Annotated in this window: 9 protein-coding genes; 1 reads left to right on the forward strand and 8 read right to left on the reverse strand. The window is 62.5% G+C overall.

The features are described from left to right. The 4 genes from AC629_RS05200 to rfaD form a co-directional block, all read right to left on the reverse strand. Complete coding sequence (locus AC629_RS05200) at positions 1-1,914, reverse strand: SDR family NAD(P)-dependent oxidoreductase (RefSeq protein ID WP_084803714.1); 1,914 nt, start codon at positions 1,912-1,914, stop codon at positions 1-3. Positions 1,915-2,055: 141 nt separating this feature from the next. Further along, a complete protein-coding gene (locus tag AC629_RS05205) occupies positions 2,056-3,342 on the reverse strand; it encodes an O-antigen ligase family protein (RefSeq protein WP_084803704.1) in 1,287 nt (428 codons plus the stop codon). Further along, positions 3,339-4,823: a D-glycero-beta-D-manno-heptose-7-phosphate kinase gene (gene rfaE1, locus AC629_RS05210; protein ID WP_084803705.1), complete on the reverse strand. Its 1,485-nt coding sequence runs from the start codon at positions 4,821-4,823 to the stop codon at positions 3,339-3,341. The genes AC629_RS05205 and rfaE1 overlap by 4 nt, the downstream gene beginning before the upstream one ends. Before the next feature lie 11 nt (positions 4,824-4,834). Further along, positions 4,835-5,815, reverse strand: a complete 981-nt coding sequence (rfaD, locus tag AC629_RS05215) for an ADP-glyceromanno-heptose 6-epimerase (protein ID WP_084803706.1) — start codon at positions 5,813-5,815, stop codon at positions 4,835-4,837. A 160-nt stretch (positions 5,816-5,975) separates the two neighbouring features. On the opposite strand from rfaD, the gene waaF reads away from it, so the two are divergent. Further along, the gene (gene waaF / locus AC629_RS05220) at positions 5,976-7,040 is read left to right on the forward strand and encodes a lipopolysaccharide heptosyltransferase II (RefSeq protein WP_084803707.1); all 1,065 of its coding nucleotides are present in this window, start codon (positions 5,976-5,978) and stop codon (positions 7,038-7,040) included. 84 nt (positions 7,041-7,124) lie between these two features. Here waaF and AC629_RS05225 read toward each other — a convergent pair whose 3' ends face one another. The 4 genes from AC629_RS05225 to AC629_RS05240 all read right to left on the reverse strand — a co-directional run. Further along, the gene (locus AC629_RS05225; protein ID WP_084803708.1) at positions 7,125-10,280 is read right to left on the reverse strand and encodes an efflux RND transporter permease subunit; all 3,156 of its coding nucleotides are present in this window, start codon (positions 10,278-10,280) and stop codon (positions 7,125-7,127) included. Continuing rightward, positions 10,277-11,530, reverse strand: coding sequence for an efflux RND transporter periplasmic adaptor subunit (locus AC629_RS05230; protein ID WP_084803715.1), 1,254 nt, complete (start codon positions 11,528-11,530; stop codon positions 10,277-10,279). Before AC629_RS05230 ends, AC629_RS05225 begins: the two co-directional genes overlap by 4 nt. Before the next feature lie 701 nt (positions 11,531-12,231). Then, a complete protein-coding gene (locus AC629_RS05235) occupies positions 12,232-13,410 on the reverse strand; it encodes a lipase family protein (RefSeq protein WP_084803709.1) in 1,179 nt (392 codons plus the stop codon). Between the two features lie 557 nt (positions 13,411-13,967). Further along, on the reverse strand, positions 13,968-14,223 hold a 256-nt coding region (locus AC629_RS05240; RefSeq protein WP_143198926.1), incomplete at its 5' end, for a L,D-transpeptidase.

Here is a 14,223-nt window from a genome sequence, read left to right on the forward strand (position 1 = left end):
TCAGGCCGCGGTCGACCCGAATTCCGGAACCGCATCCTTCAGGATGGTCCTGATGGTGGCACGATCGTCGCGCGCAATCGCCTGCTCCAGCGCCGCGATCCACTTGCGCAGCGTCTGCATAGGCGGCTCGTTCGGCTGCGCGGCCATGATGCCGGCAACGCCGATCTCGCGGGTCGGCTCCTCGGATGCGAACAGGATCTCGTGCAGGCGCTCGCCCGGCCGCATGCCCGTGAACACGACCTCGATGTCGTAGCCGGGCTGAAGGCCCGAGAGGCGGATCATGCGTTCGGCGAGATCGACGATCTTGACCGGCTGGCCCATGTTGAGCACGTAGACCGAGACGTCCGAGCGCACCGTTCCGAGCGCGTGCGTTGCCGCCGTAATGACGAGATCGCAGGCCTCGCGGATGGTCATGAAGTAGCGCACCATGTCGGGATGCGTCACCGTCACGGGACCACCGGCCTCGATCTGGGCCTTGAACTTCGGCACCACAGAGCCGTTCGACGCCAGCACATTGCCGAACCGGACAGAGATCAGCCGCATCGGCGGCTTGGCGCCGCCGCTCCCTGCCGCAAGATCATGGTCGAGGGCCTGGCAGTACATCTCGGCGAAGCGCTTGGTCAGGCCGAGCATCGACACCGGCTCGATCGCCTTGTCGGTCGAGATCATCACCATTGCCTCGGCGCCGGCAGCGAGCGCTGCGTCGGCAACGTTGATCGAGCCGAAGATGTTGGTCTTGACGCCCTCGCTCCAGTCGCGCTCGAGGATCGGCACGTGCTTGAGCGCGGCGGCATGGAACACGATGTCCGGCTTGAACTCGGCCATCAGACGCGTAATGCGCTCGCGGTCGCGGATGTCTGCGATCCGCCCCTCGATCGCAGCGGCCGAGCCGTGCGCGGCGAGCGCTTCCGTGACGGCATAGAGCGCCGGCTCGGAATTCTCCACGATCAGGAGGCGCGCGGCACCGAAGGCGACGACGCGCTCGCAGATCTCCGAACCGATCGAGCCGCCGCCGCCGGTGACGATCACCGCCTTGCCCCTGATCAGGGCTTCGAGGCGTACATAGTCGATCTTCTCGCTCGGCCGCAGCAACAGGTCCTCGACCGCGACGGCCGTGAGCCGCGGCGTATCGCCACTCTCGAGCGAAGGCATGCGGTTGACGATCACGCCGAGCTTGCGCGCCCGCATCAGGATCGATTCCGGATGCGCTTCCGGCTCGAACGCCGACGGCGTCATGATGAGGCGCCCGATCGGCTTGTTGCGCTTGGCGAAGTCGGCGATGACGTCTTCGACATCGTCGATGCCGCCCAGCACCGGCACGTTGCGGATGAATTGCCCGAGATCGGCGCCCGACGGCGACAGCACGCCGGCCGGCCAGATGCGCTTGATCGCCCCGCTTTCGATGCCGCGCAACAGCACCTCGGCATCCGCGGCCCGGCCGATCAGCAGCGTCGGCGCGGCGTCCTCGTGCCTCGCGTGACGTCGGACCCGCGTATAGCGGAAATAGCGGTAGGCGAAGCGCCCCGCACTGAGGAAGGTGATCTCGAAGAACCAGTAGAGGACGATGGTCACCTTGCCGAGAAAGAAGGCGCCGCGGACGTTGGGAGCGACGAAGACGTAGTCGAGCACGAGGAGGGCAACTGTCAGCACCGTCGCGACGCGGATGATGTTCAACGCATCAGGAAGCGAGATGAAGCGCCATTTCGTCGTGGTCAGGTTGAAGATGAAGAAAACGACCACGCTGAAGGCGAGGAAGTAAGGCAGGATCTGGAACAGGAGCGGCAGGCGATCGAAGAAGCCTTGGCCGCCCTCGAAGCGCAGATAGAAGGCGGCGAACAGCGCCGCCGTGGTTGCCAGCAAGTCGTGGAGCGCGATCAGGAAATTGCGCATAGTGAGATGCGAGAGACGCGTCATCCGCCGACCGATGAAAATCCCGTTAGATGCAACCTGACCGCGCTGATAGCCCATCTCGGCGAGACTTGCCAGCATAAGACTTGCAGAACAAGCCTTGCAGCACAAGACTTGCCAGAACAGACTTGGAAGCCGCGCGGCCGTTCAGGAACCGGCTTCCACCACCTTCGGTTTGGCCTGCCGCTCGCGGACCACCATGCCACCTGCTACGCCAACGCCGATGACGTACATCCAGCCCTCGTGGAAGTCGAACAGATGGGAGTTGAACAACGAGGTGAAGATGTTCTGCACCACGACCAGAAGCCCGATCCAGTTGGCCAGCCCGTCGCCGCGAAACAAAAGCAGATGGACGAGCCACATCGCATAGAGAATGACGACACCGACGATGCCCCATTGGACCGCGACGTTCAGCGTTTGGTTATGCGGATTGCCGATCACCTCGGCGGAGGCCTGATAGCCGCTGCCGGTCTTGACCTGCTCGAACAATCCGCGCGTCGAGCCCGTGCCGTGTCCCTTGACCGGGGCCTCCGCGAAGAAACCGAGAGATTTCCGCCAGAATTCGAGACGCAGCCCGAGTGAGGTCGGCTCGCCCCTCTCCTTGTAGCCCGTGTAATCACTCATGAAGGTGTCGGCGGTCTTGCGCAATTGCGGCGAGGTCTGCCAAGCGAGAACCGCGCCGACGACCAGAGCAGCGGCAATGATCGCGATGTTGCGCCACCTGAGGTGAAGCAGCGCGAACACGCCGAACATGATCGGAACCGTGACGAGCGCGGTGCGCGACACCACCACGAAGGCCATGTTGACGAAGAAGCTGAGCGCAACAGCCGTAAGCAGCCCGGCGAGCCAATAGCGCTTCTCACGCAGCAGCTTCAACACGGGATATGCGAGCGCAACTGCACATAGCGTGAATTCCTGGCTCTGGTCGATGTAGTTCTTGACGAAGATGCCGCGCTCTTGGGGATCATAGGGCTTCAGCGACAGGCCGGGATTGAAGGCGACCAGCCATGACATCACCGACAGCAGCGCGCAGGACACCAGGAAGGCGATGAAGATCCAGTGACCGCGCCGCGAGCGCTCGAAGTGATAGAGCAGGACAGGCAACACGAGCAGCTTGACGGTCGGATTGACCGCATAAAAGCGCGCGCCCCAGGCTGCGTCCGACCACAGCGTGCCCACCAACGCGAGCAGGAACAGCGCAAGCGGAGCGGCAGCGATCGGACGCCTAAGCGATTGCAGGAATGCCTTCAAATCGAGGAACGGCACCATGCAGATCAGGAACATGGCATTGAAGATCGCCGTGAGCGAGGTCGACCAGGGCAGCGAGGCCACCGTCAGGATAGCGAACAGGTCGGCCGTCTCGCTCCACGCCGCCGGGCTGCGCAAGCGCCGCCCCAGCATCTGGAAGGTCGTCTCCCGCACAAGCGCCGTCACTTGGCCCCTCCCCGCGCGCGATGGACCAGCGCCGTCGTGCTGAAGCCCTGGAGGATGTCGACCAGCACCACCGTTCCGCCCGCGGCCTCGACGACCTCGTAGCCGACGACCTGCTCGCGGGTGTAGTCGCCGCCCTTGATCAGCACGCTCGGCTTGATCCGGGTAATCAGATCGATCGGCGTATCCTCCTCGAAGATGGCGACGAGATCGACGGCTTCGAGCGCCGCCAGCACCTCAGCCCGCGCGCGCTCGTCCTGGACGGGGCGATCGGCGCCCTTCAGCCGCCGCACCGAGGCGTCGCTGTTGAGGCCCACGATCAGGCGGTCGCAGGCGGCGCGCGCCGCGGTCAGCACCTTGACGTGGCCGGGATGCAGGATGTCGAAGCAGCCATTGGTGAAGCCGACGCGCTGACCCTGCCTCTTCCATTCGGCGAGCTGCGCATCGAGCGCGCCCGGTTCGAGCACGATCTTCTCCTCGGCCGCGAGATAGGCATGCGGCAGGATCTTTCGCCGCAGCTCGGCCGCGCTCACGCTGGCGGTACCCTGCTTGCCGACGGCGACGGCGGCGGCGGCATTTGCCATGCGCAGCGCCGTGTCCCAGTCCGCGCCTGCGGCGAGCGACACCGCGAGCGCCGCAGCGACGGTGTCACCGGCACCGGAGACGTCGCGCACCTTTACAGGGAAAGCCGGCACATGGACGGCCTCGCCATTGCGCGGCACCAGCGTCATGCCGTGCTCGCCCTGCGTGACCAGGATCGCCTCGCAATCGGCGAGCCGCATCACATCCTCGCTGGCATCGACGATGCTCTGCGTGGTGTCGGCGCGGCTTCGCGTGGCCTCCGAAAACTCCTTGCGATTGGGCGTGAGCAGCGTCGCGCCGCGATAGATCGCCCAGTTCAGGCTCTTGGGATCGACGATCACGGGCTTACCGAGCTTTCGCGCGGCATCGATCGTGTGCCGGATCACGCGCGCGGTCAGCACGCCCTTGGCGTAGTCCGATAGCAGCACGATGTCGGCGCGCGCGATCTGAGGCAGGATCGCCTCGATCAACCTGGTTTCGACGGCGTCGGAGGCTGGCAGCGCCTGCTCCCAATCGGCGCGCAGCATATGCGTGGAGAAATGCTCGGAGACGAAGCGCACTTTCCGTGTGGTCGGCCGTGACGGATCGCAGACCGGCATGCTTTCGATTCCGGCCTGCTCTTCGAGCGCGGCCTTGAGCCGTGCACCGGCGTCATCCTCGCCGACGAGGCCGACGAAGATGCAGCGCGCGCCGAGGGAGGCGACATTGCGCGCGACGTTGCCGGCGCCGCCGATATGGATTTCACTGCGCTGCGCGGCGATGACAGGCGCCGGCGCTTCCGGCGATATCCGCGACACCTCGCCGTAGACGAACTCGTCCAGCATGATATCGCCGATGCAGAGCACCGTGCGGCGCGCGATGTCTTGCGCGAGGGCATCGAAGTCGAGGATGGGCGTGGGCATTGTGATGAGCCTCAGCGGAAGCGATCGGGCCGGTCGAGATAGTCCCCGACATAGACCCTCACCGCGTCTTCGAGCGTCGTGAAGCCACCGTTGTAGCCGGCACGGCAGAGGCGATCGACCTCGCTCTGGGTGAAGTACTGGTAGGCGCCGCGGATCGCCTCGGGCATGTCGATATATTCGATGTTCGGCCTGGCGCCGAGCGCCGCATAGGCCGCAAGCATCAGATCCTTGAAGCTGCGCGCCTTGCCGGTGCCGACATTGAAGAGCCCGGATACGGAGGGCGTTGCGAGCAGCCACATCACGACGCGCACGACGTCGTCGATGTAGATGAAATCGCGGCGCTGGTCGCCGTCGGCGATGCCCTCGCGGTGCGACTTGAATAGCTGCACGACGCGGCCCGCCTTGACGTCGTCGAAGCGGCGCGCCAGCACGCTCATCATCGAGCCCTTGTGGTACTCGTTGGGGCCGAACACGTTGAAGAATTTTAGCCCGGCCCATTGCGGCGGCAACTGATCGCCGTTCGCGACGCGCTCGGCGACGGCAAGATCGAACAGGTGCTTGCTCCAGCCGTAGAGATTCATCGGCCGCAGTTTCTTCAGCGCCGGCAGCGAGGCGTCGTCGTCAAAACCTTCCGCGCCGTCGCCGTAGGTCGCGGCCGACGAAGCGTAGATGAACTGGACTGCATTTGCCGTACACCAGTCGAGCAGACGCATGGACAGGCGGAAATTGGTTTCGATCACGAGATCGCCGTCGGTCGCGGTGGTCTCGGAAATCGCCCCGAGATGGATCACGGCATCGAGCTTACGGCCCTTCAGCCAGTCGAGCAGCTCGGCCGGCGGGACGATATCCACAAGTTGGCGCTTGGCGAGGTTCCGCCATTTACCGTCGTCGCCGAGGAGATCGCAGATGACGACGTCGCTGCGGCCGGCGTCATTCAACGCCGCAACGATATTCGATCCGATAAAACCGGCCCCGCCGGTCACCAGCAACATTCCAGCTTCCCCGCCTGATTTCTTAAGGCCCTGTCCTGCCCTAGCGCATGATCCGTCAAAGTGTAAGCGGTTTTGGGATCAGGCCTCGAGCGGCTTTACCTGCCGGCCCGGAGCGGCTAACCGAACCGCCATATTTGCGCACCCTTGGTCCTATTAACGAATGAACAAAGATTCGCAGCTTAGCGGAGATGCAGATCGGAGCGACACCCGTCCGATCCTGATCATTCCCTACATGTGGATCGGCGATTTCGTCCGGAATCACACCGTCGTCCGGGTCCTGAAGGAGCGCTGGCCGAATCGGCCGGTCGACCTCCTGACCACATCGCTGTGCGCCCCCCTGGTCGACTACATGCCCGGCGTGCGCCAGGGGATCGTCTGGGACCTGCCGCGCAGCCGGCTCGCAGTTAGCCGCCAGTTCGGCCTGGCGAAGCTCCTGCGCGAGCGGAACTACGGCACTGCCCTGGTGCTGCCCCGGACCTGGAAAGCGGCCATCGCGCCCGCGCTGGCCGGCATCCCCGAACGGGTCGGCTTCGTCGGCGAGTTCCGGTTCGGCCTGATCAACCGCTGGCGCTGGGGTGAGAAGCGGCTGCCCCGCTTCATCGACAAGAATGCCGCCCTCGCCCAGCCCGACGGCGCGCCCCTGCCCCCGGAATGGCCGGTGCCGCAATTGCGGGTCCCGGCCGAGGAGATCGCCCGCTGGCGGCAGGCCAACGGCCTGAGCGCCCGGGCTGCCGTGGCGCTGGCCCCCGGCTCGGTCGGCGTCTCCAAGCGCTGGACCTACTATCCGGAGGCTGCCCGGCTGCTGGTCGAGCGCGGGCTCGAGGTCTGGGTGGTCGGAGGCCCCGCGGAAAAGGGGCTGGCAAAGGAGATCGTCGCGGCGGGTGGCCCGGGGGTCCGCGACCTCACCGGCAACGATTTGCGCAACGGCGTACTGGCCATGGCTGCGGCCGGCGTCGCCATTTCCAACGATTCGGGGCTGATGCACATCGCGGCCGCCCTAGGGACGCCCACCATGGGCATCTTCGGCCCGACCAGCCCCTACCTCTGGGCCCCCCTCAACGGGCTTGCCGCAACCGTCGTCCAGGACAAGAGCGTGCTGTCCTGCCAGCCCTGTCAGAGCACGATCTGCCGGATGAACGACCACCGCTGCATGCGCGACATCGCGGCCTCCGAGGTGGTGGCGATCGCGCAGCGGGTGCTTGGCGCGAGTTCATTACCCCCCTGAGCCTCCCTGGTCCGGCCCGCTTCACTCTCGGAATGCGACTGCCATGCCAACCTTTCGCCCGCGACGGGACGAATGGGACGACTTTCAGTGCTTATCAGACGCCGGGGGATACGGCGTCTGGCGGGATTTGCCAAAGCGATGCTTCGCCGCCTCCCGCCATCGCTGAAAGGTCACATACAGCAACGGCACCAGGAAAACGCCGATCGAGCTTGCTGCGAGCATCCCGCCGAACACCGCGGTGCCAACCGCGCGGCGGCTCAGTTCGGCTGCTCCCGTTGCGACAACCAGCGGGACCAGGCCGAGAATGAATGCGATCGAGGTCATCATCACGGCTCGGAACCGCATTTGCGATCCGAGCACCGCCGCATCTTCCACCGATCGACCGGCTTCACGCTGCTCCTTTGCGAACTCCACGATCAGAATCCCGTTCTTGGCAGCGAGCGCGATCAGCACGACGAGCCCGATCTGGCCATAAAGGTCGAGATTGAGCCCGGAGATCTTGATCGCCACATAAGAGCCAAGGACCCCCACCACGACGGCCAGCAAGACGGGGACAGGAATCGTCCAGCTCTCATAGAGCGCCACCAGGAAGAGATATGCGAACAGCACCGCTAGTCCGAGGATGATGCCAGTTTGGCCAGACGCCGCCTGCTCCTGATAGGCGGTGCCGGTCCATTCGAAGGAATAGCCCGCCGGCAACGTGGACTTGGAGATTTCTGCCATCGCAGCGATCGCCGTGCCCGAGGAAACACCGGCGGCAGGTCCGCCGTTGATGGTGACAGAGCGGTAGTTGTTGTAACGCGTGATCACCTGCGGCCCGGTCACAATCCTGATGTTCGCGATGGAGCGAATTGGCACCATTTCGCCAGTGCTGTTGCGAACGTAGATTTGCCAGATGTCTGAAACGTCACCGCGATTGGCCGCCTCGCCCTGCACATTGACCTGCCAGGTACGGCCGAACAGGTTGAAGTTGTTGACATAGAAGCCGCCGAGGGTCGCCTGCAACGCCGTGAACACGTCGCTCATGTTGAGGCCAAGGGCCTGGGCCTTTGCACGGTCGATATCAAGAAAGATCGAGGGATTGGTCGCGGTGAAGGTCGAGAACACGCGCGTCAGGCGCGGATCGCGGTTCGCCACGCTGATCAAGCCACTCACCACGCTACCGACGGCCGCGGGATCCTGTCCCTCGAGCGCTTCGAGTTGATATTCGAACCCGCCGGAGGTCGATAGACCGATAATCGGCGGCAGATTGAATGGCAGAATGTTGGCCTGGCGGATTTGCGCGCCCTCGGCGAACGTCCGCCGGATCGTCGCCTGCACCGAATCTGCCGCCGCCTTGCGATCCGCGAATGGCTTCATTCGTGCGACGATGAACGCCGAATTCGGCTGATTGCCACCATCGAGCAGCGAAAAGCCGATGATCGAGAGCACATGTTCGATTGCTGGAATCTGCTTGAGTAACGTCTCGACCTGCTTGGCCACTTCACTGGTACGCGCGACCGACGCTGCGTCGGGCAGTTGCACCGCAATGAAGAACGCGCCCTGATCCTCCTCGGGCAAGAACCCGGTTGGCGTGATGCGCGACACGCCAAAAATTCCGCCCGCGAACACCAGCACCGCGGCAAGCGACAACAGCGCCATGCGCAGCAGGCGGCGCACGATGCCGGCATAGCCGTCGCGAACCCAATCGATCCCGCCAAGCACGCGCGCCATGATGCCGCGCCGCGGCCCGCTGTGACGCAGGAACACCGCACAGAGCGCCGGCGACAACGTGAGCGCGTTCAGCGCCGAGATCACCATCGCCGCGCTGATCGTGACCGCGAACTGGCGAAACAACGTGCCCGAGATTCCCGGAATGAACGCGATCGGCACGAACACCGACAACAGCACCAGCGTGATCGCAATGATCGGTGCGGTGATCTGCGTCATCGCTTTCTTGGTCGCCTCGGCGGGCGAAAGATCCGGCTCCTCCTCCATCACGCGTTCGACATTCTCGACAACGACGATCGCATCATCAACCACGATGCCGATCGCGAGCACCATCGCGAGCAGAGAGACCGTGTTGGCCGAATAGCCGAGCGCCAGGAGGACCGCGAAGGCGCCGATCAAGCTGACGGGAACCGCGACCGCCGGAATTACGGTCGCGCGCAAATTGCCGAGGAACACGAAAACCACGAACACGACGAGCAGGAAGGCCTCACCCAGGGTCTTCAACACTTCCTTGATGGTATCCGTGACAAAGGTCGTCGAATCATATTGCACGAGGTAGGCTAATCCCGGCGGAAACCGCTCGGACAACCTTGCGAGAGTCGCCTGCACGGCTCTCGCCGTCGTCACCGCATTTGCGCCGGGGGCAAGATAGATCCCCATGGGTACGCCGGCCTGCCCGTCGATCCGGGCTTCGCTGTCCATATTCTGCGCGCCTATCTCGACGCGGGCGACGTCCTTGATCCGCAATACCGAGCCGTCCGGATTCGCGCGCAGCAGGATATCGCCAAACTGCGTCGAGGTGGCCAATCGACCTTGCGTCTGCACGTTGAACTGGAACTGCTGATCGTCGCTGATCGGGCGGGCCCCGATGCGGCCGACCGGTGCCTGCACGCTCTGTGCGCGGATCGCTGCGATCACGTCCGACGGCGCCAGATTGAGGCTGGTAAGGCGCTGCGTATCAAACCAGATACGCATAGAGTAGTTCAGCTTGGCGAACAGCGTCGCCTGGCCGACGCCGGGCGTGCGAGAAATCGCATCGAGAACGTTGATAATGGCGTAGTTGGTGATGAAGAGTGGATCCTGCTCGCCGCTCTTGCTGTACAGCACGATAAACTGCAGCACCGCCGAGGAGCGCTTCTGTACCGTCAGACCTTGCGCCTGCACCTCGGTCGGCAGCTGCGCAAGAGCGCTCTGCACGCGGTTATTGACATTCACCGTATTGATGTCGGGATTGGTGCCAAGCGCAAACGAGACAGTCAGCGTATAGGTGCCGTCATTGCCGCTCGTCGACTTCATGTAGAGCATCTTGTCGACGCCAACGACCTGGGCCTCAAGCGGCTGGGCGACGCTCGATTCCACCACCTCGGCGGACGCGCCCGGAAAGTTGGCGTTGACGGTGACCTGCGGGGGCACGATGTCCGGGAACTGCGCCACCGGAATCTGCAAAAGCGCAAGCGCGCCCGCTATTGTGATGACAAAGGCGATCACAATGGCCAGGCGTGGGCGATCTACGAAGACCGACGAAATCATGGAGTTGTGCCCGTCGGTTTCGGCCCTAGCCCGCCGCCGCTTTTCTGGCCGCTGCCACTGTCCACGCTCTCGTTCAGGCTCGACTGCAGCAGCTTGCTCGCGGGTCCCGGCGCCACCGGCCGGGCGGGCTGCACCCGTTGTAAGCCCTCGACGATCACCTTTTCACCTGGCGAAAGCCCACTTGTCACGGATGCAATCGTCGCTGTTGATTGCCCAAGCTGAATTCGCCGCTGCTCGGCTTTGTTGTCGGCGCCGAGAACAAAAACATACTCACCCTGCTGATCCGAAAGCACGGCCGAGCGCGGTATCGCCACGACATCGACCGGCTGCACGCCTTCGAGCAACACGGTGACGAACTCACCGTCGGTAAGCTCGCGCACGACCAGGCGGCCGCCCGACAGATGCGGCAAGGGCGGATTGGGAATCGTGCCCCGCAGCATGATCGTGTCGGTGCTCTGCGCGATCGTGTTACTGACAAAATTGAGCTTGCCTACCTGATCATATAGGCGGCCGTCTGTTAGCCGAAGGCGAATGACAACTGCGTCGAAGCCACCCCGTGGGGCGTAGCGTTCGCGCAGATCCAGGGCCTCGCGGACAGACACCGGAAACGTGACATACATTGGGTCCTGACTGACGATAGTCGTGAGCACGCCAGAACTCGGGCTGACCACATTGCCTTCAGTGACTGAGGTGCGTCCAATCATGCCGTCGATCGGCGAGCGAATTTCGGTGTAGTCGAGATTGATCTGCGATAGGTCGACCTGCGCCTGTGCCGCCTGCACTTGCGCTTCCAGGCTCTGCTGGTTGGCGACTGCAGCGTCATAGGTGGATTGTTGGCCGGCCGGTCCGCCCAGGAGCGTCCTTGCCCGCTCGGTTGTCAGCTTGGCGTTGACCAAAGTTGCCTGCAACTGCGCGACCTGCGCCTGCTTCGACTTGAGGTCGGCCTCAAAGGGACCGCGCTCGAGCGTGTAGAGCAGATCGCCAGTCTTGACCTCGGCACCTTCCACAAAATGGCGCTGCTCCAGAAAGGCGGTGACGCGCGCGACAACGCTGACGCGATTGGTCGCTTCGACACGTCCCAGAAACTCGCTGGATTGAATGATGGGCCGCTTGACCGCTTCCATCACGCCGACGGCCGGAGGTCCTGCTTGTGCGACCTGGGCGTCGGCGCTTGCGATCGTTCCAAGACCGATGGCCGCCAACATCACGGCACCTATCAGCGTGCCGCTCGCTGTTTGCTTAAGGTGCATGTTCGTGTGCGCCTTCCACTTTTCGGGTCTCGATCTGCGGTCGTGGCGGTAGAACGCAATCATATCCATAGCAGGACCGTGGCAAGACGTCGACGATGGGCCATTCGCTGCACGCGCGGCCGACGCGCGAACGCCAGACGGTCTGGACCCGATGCAAATCCGCGGGGAACCAAGCCCCAGTCAGGTCCAGCCAACCGCCAACCCGATGTCTACCGCGCTAACCCGCGCCGGGGAATGTTTGCGGTTCCTCTTGATTTGGGTCTTTCTCATTTCCGGCCAGTCGGGCGTCGGTGCCACGAGAACGTGGAACCGTTCCAGGCTCACGACGAAGAGCACCCCTGACCTCAGTCGCTATTTTGAGTGTCAGCTCCGCTTCGGGGTCAAAATGCGAAGAACCCAACTTGAGATCAACGGACGCCCGACGAGAGTCACGAAGCGAAGAACTCAGCGTAAGCAAATCCAATCCGCTCCGCCTTATTGAACGGACCTCTTGGCCCGTGCCGCCATTTCGCTGATGGGCCAAGAAGAGACGATCGCCGACGCCGGCAAATGCAGTCGCCGCATTGATTAACTATTACGCACACAGGGGAAAGATTGCCCTATCGCGAGACTAAGGCCTTCGCGAGTTTGAGATTGATCCCCAACTCGAATTGTCGCGACTGCCCGATGCCGACAAATAGCTCGCTTCCTCACTTGGGCGGCTATCGCACACTCTCAGCGATCCATTTCACGATTTCTCGCCCGCAGCTGGGGTAATTGTAAATCCCATGATGCATGCTCGAAGCGCTCAATGCGCTGTTTTGGACCCTTGGCTGCTGGTCCGGCGTTTTCAAGGTGATGATCCGGGCGCGTGTCGAATCTGGAGTTGAATCGTGCGCGATCTCGCAGCGAGCGGCCCCTATCAGAAACTCTGTCCCGAACGCGCTGTTGAACAGACCAGGAGTCAGCAGAAAAACACATAGAAGGCTCATCAGAACAAAGTAACCAGCCTGCATAATGTATTGATCGAACCAATCAGCGATATGTGTGTGTACGGGAAAGCGAAAAATGTGGCAAAGGACCAAAAACAAGAGAACTTTCGGACTCGACAATAGCCTTACTGCGATGCGACTAATAGCGGTACCGATAGATCCGCTAACAAGCATTAACGCAGCCTCATCATCAATTCCTCGTATCACAAGTAGATTGGGCGCCAGGGGACTCGTGCTATCGTAATTTGCAAGTTTGGAGATATTGAAAGGCCGCCATGCCCACGCCTTCATCTGACCAGCTAACTGCTCTAGCTTGGCGATCTTGGAAAACCGCGATGCCCGCGCTTCGGTCTGCTCGACCAGCTGACTCAGTCGAGGTGATGGATTCAAGAAAAGGTGCGCAAGCAAATAGGACACGACTGCTAGGGGGGGCCAGAAAAGCAACACGGAGAGAACGTGCGGAGTAAGGGAGAACGCGCGAGGGTCAGCAAGCCAGTCAGAGGGGCCCAGCAGCCCGAGGGCCCTGTTCCAAGGTTCAGGCACGTGACTATGCAGTAGAGAGAGTCCAAAGCCGAGCGTAACGAAGAAAGACATAGCGCCAATAAACTCGAACGAACCTGCATGCCGAGCTGGAAATACGCGAACAAACGGAGTCGCGAGGGTGATCAGATGAAAATTTGCGCCGCGATTTCCTAGTTTTGAGATCGCCAAAAAGGCTACGTTGCCTCCATGGCTATGAGCGATCACGATCGAATTGGCGTTGTCGGGATCCGACGCCAATTGATGAGAGAGTTCTTCGGCCGCGCGCGCACGATCGCGCACCGAATTGCCCCCACTCCACTGAAATATGCGATAGCTTGCAGCGATGTCCGCTTCGCGCAGTTCCGACTCCAACTTGCTGCGAAACAAGGATCCTTCATCATACCACGCAGGATCAGGCGGGACGCTACGGAACCGGGCACGAGCAGCGCGGAACAGAGCAGTCGCGGCGCGGCACAACGCATGCCATCGCGAACTCGCCTGCCCCCCACCCCATGTGCCGTGCACCATTGTGATGGTGCAAAGTCGTTTTGGGGAGGTTTCAGAACAATGAGCGCTTAACAGCATGACAACATTCCATGCTATTTCTCAAATGATCAGTCGAACATCCCTGCCGGAAGCCGTTTGGACCTCGAGATTGAGCGGCTTCATTCCAGTCGCGCGACTAACCTACGCTACCCTCAACCCGGCGTAAGGCGATGTGAGCTAGTTCACGCGGTCGTACATTTCCAGCCACAAGTCTGATGTTTCTTGAGGGTCGAAGTGCGAAGAACTCTGGGTAAGAAAAATCTAGTCCGCTACGCCTCCACTAAACGGACCTCAATGAAGGGCATCGCCACTTCGCTGTTGCACCAGAAGCTGACTTAGACGCGACGACTTGAATTGCCTCCTTGTCCTCGGTTGCAGACCGGGGACGGAGAACTGAGTTACTGGACCTCGGCGATCTTCGGTCCAGATGACAGCATCTGCGCGTTGGCCGCCAAGGGCCGCTTCGACGGCGATGCCGGGTCGGGCAATCGAAAAGCAGCGTCGGGCGGCGCGCCCTGGGAAGGTCGACGGGCAGCGGTTGCCGGAAGCACGATCACCTTCGCTCCGACTTTCACCCGCTCATAAAGGTCCACGACGTCCTCATTGGTCAGCCGGATACAGCCGGACGAAACCCGCTTCCCGATCGTATCGGGG

The organism is Bradyrhizobium sp. NAS80.1, assembly GCF_001908205.1.
Lineage (GTDB): Bacteria > Pseudomonadota > Alphaproteobacteria > Rhizobiales > Xanthobacteraceae > Bradyrhizobium.

Excerpts from the sequence above, each read along its gene's own strand:
- AC629_RS05200 (WP_084803714.1), bottom strand. The coding sequence starts at position 1,914 with ATGACGCGTCTCTCGCATCTCACTATGCGCAATTTCCTGATCGCGCTC.
- rfaE1 (WP_084803705.1), bottom strand. The coding sequence starts at position 4,823 with ATGCCCACGCCCATCCTCGACTTCGATGCCCTCGCGCAAGACATCGCG.
- waaF (WP_084803707.1), top strand. The coding sequence starts at position 5,976 with ATGAACAAAGATTCGCAGCTTAGCGGAGATGCAGATCGGAGCGACACC.
- AC629_RS05225 (WP_084803708.1), bottom strand. The coding sequence starts at position 10,280 with ATGATTTCGTCGGTCTTCGTAGATCGCCCACGCCTGGCCATTGTGATC.
- AC629_RS05230 (WP_084803715.1), bottom strand. The coding sequence starts at position 11,530 with ATGCACCTTAAGCAAACAGCGAGCGGCACGCTGATAGGTGCCGTGATG.
- rfaD (WP_084803706.1), bottom strand. The coding sequence starts at position 5,815 with ATGTTGCTGGTGACCGGCGGGGCCGGTTTTATCGGATCGAATATCGTT.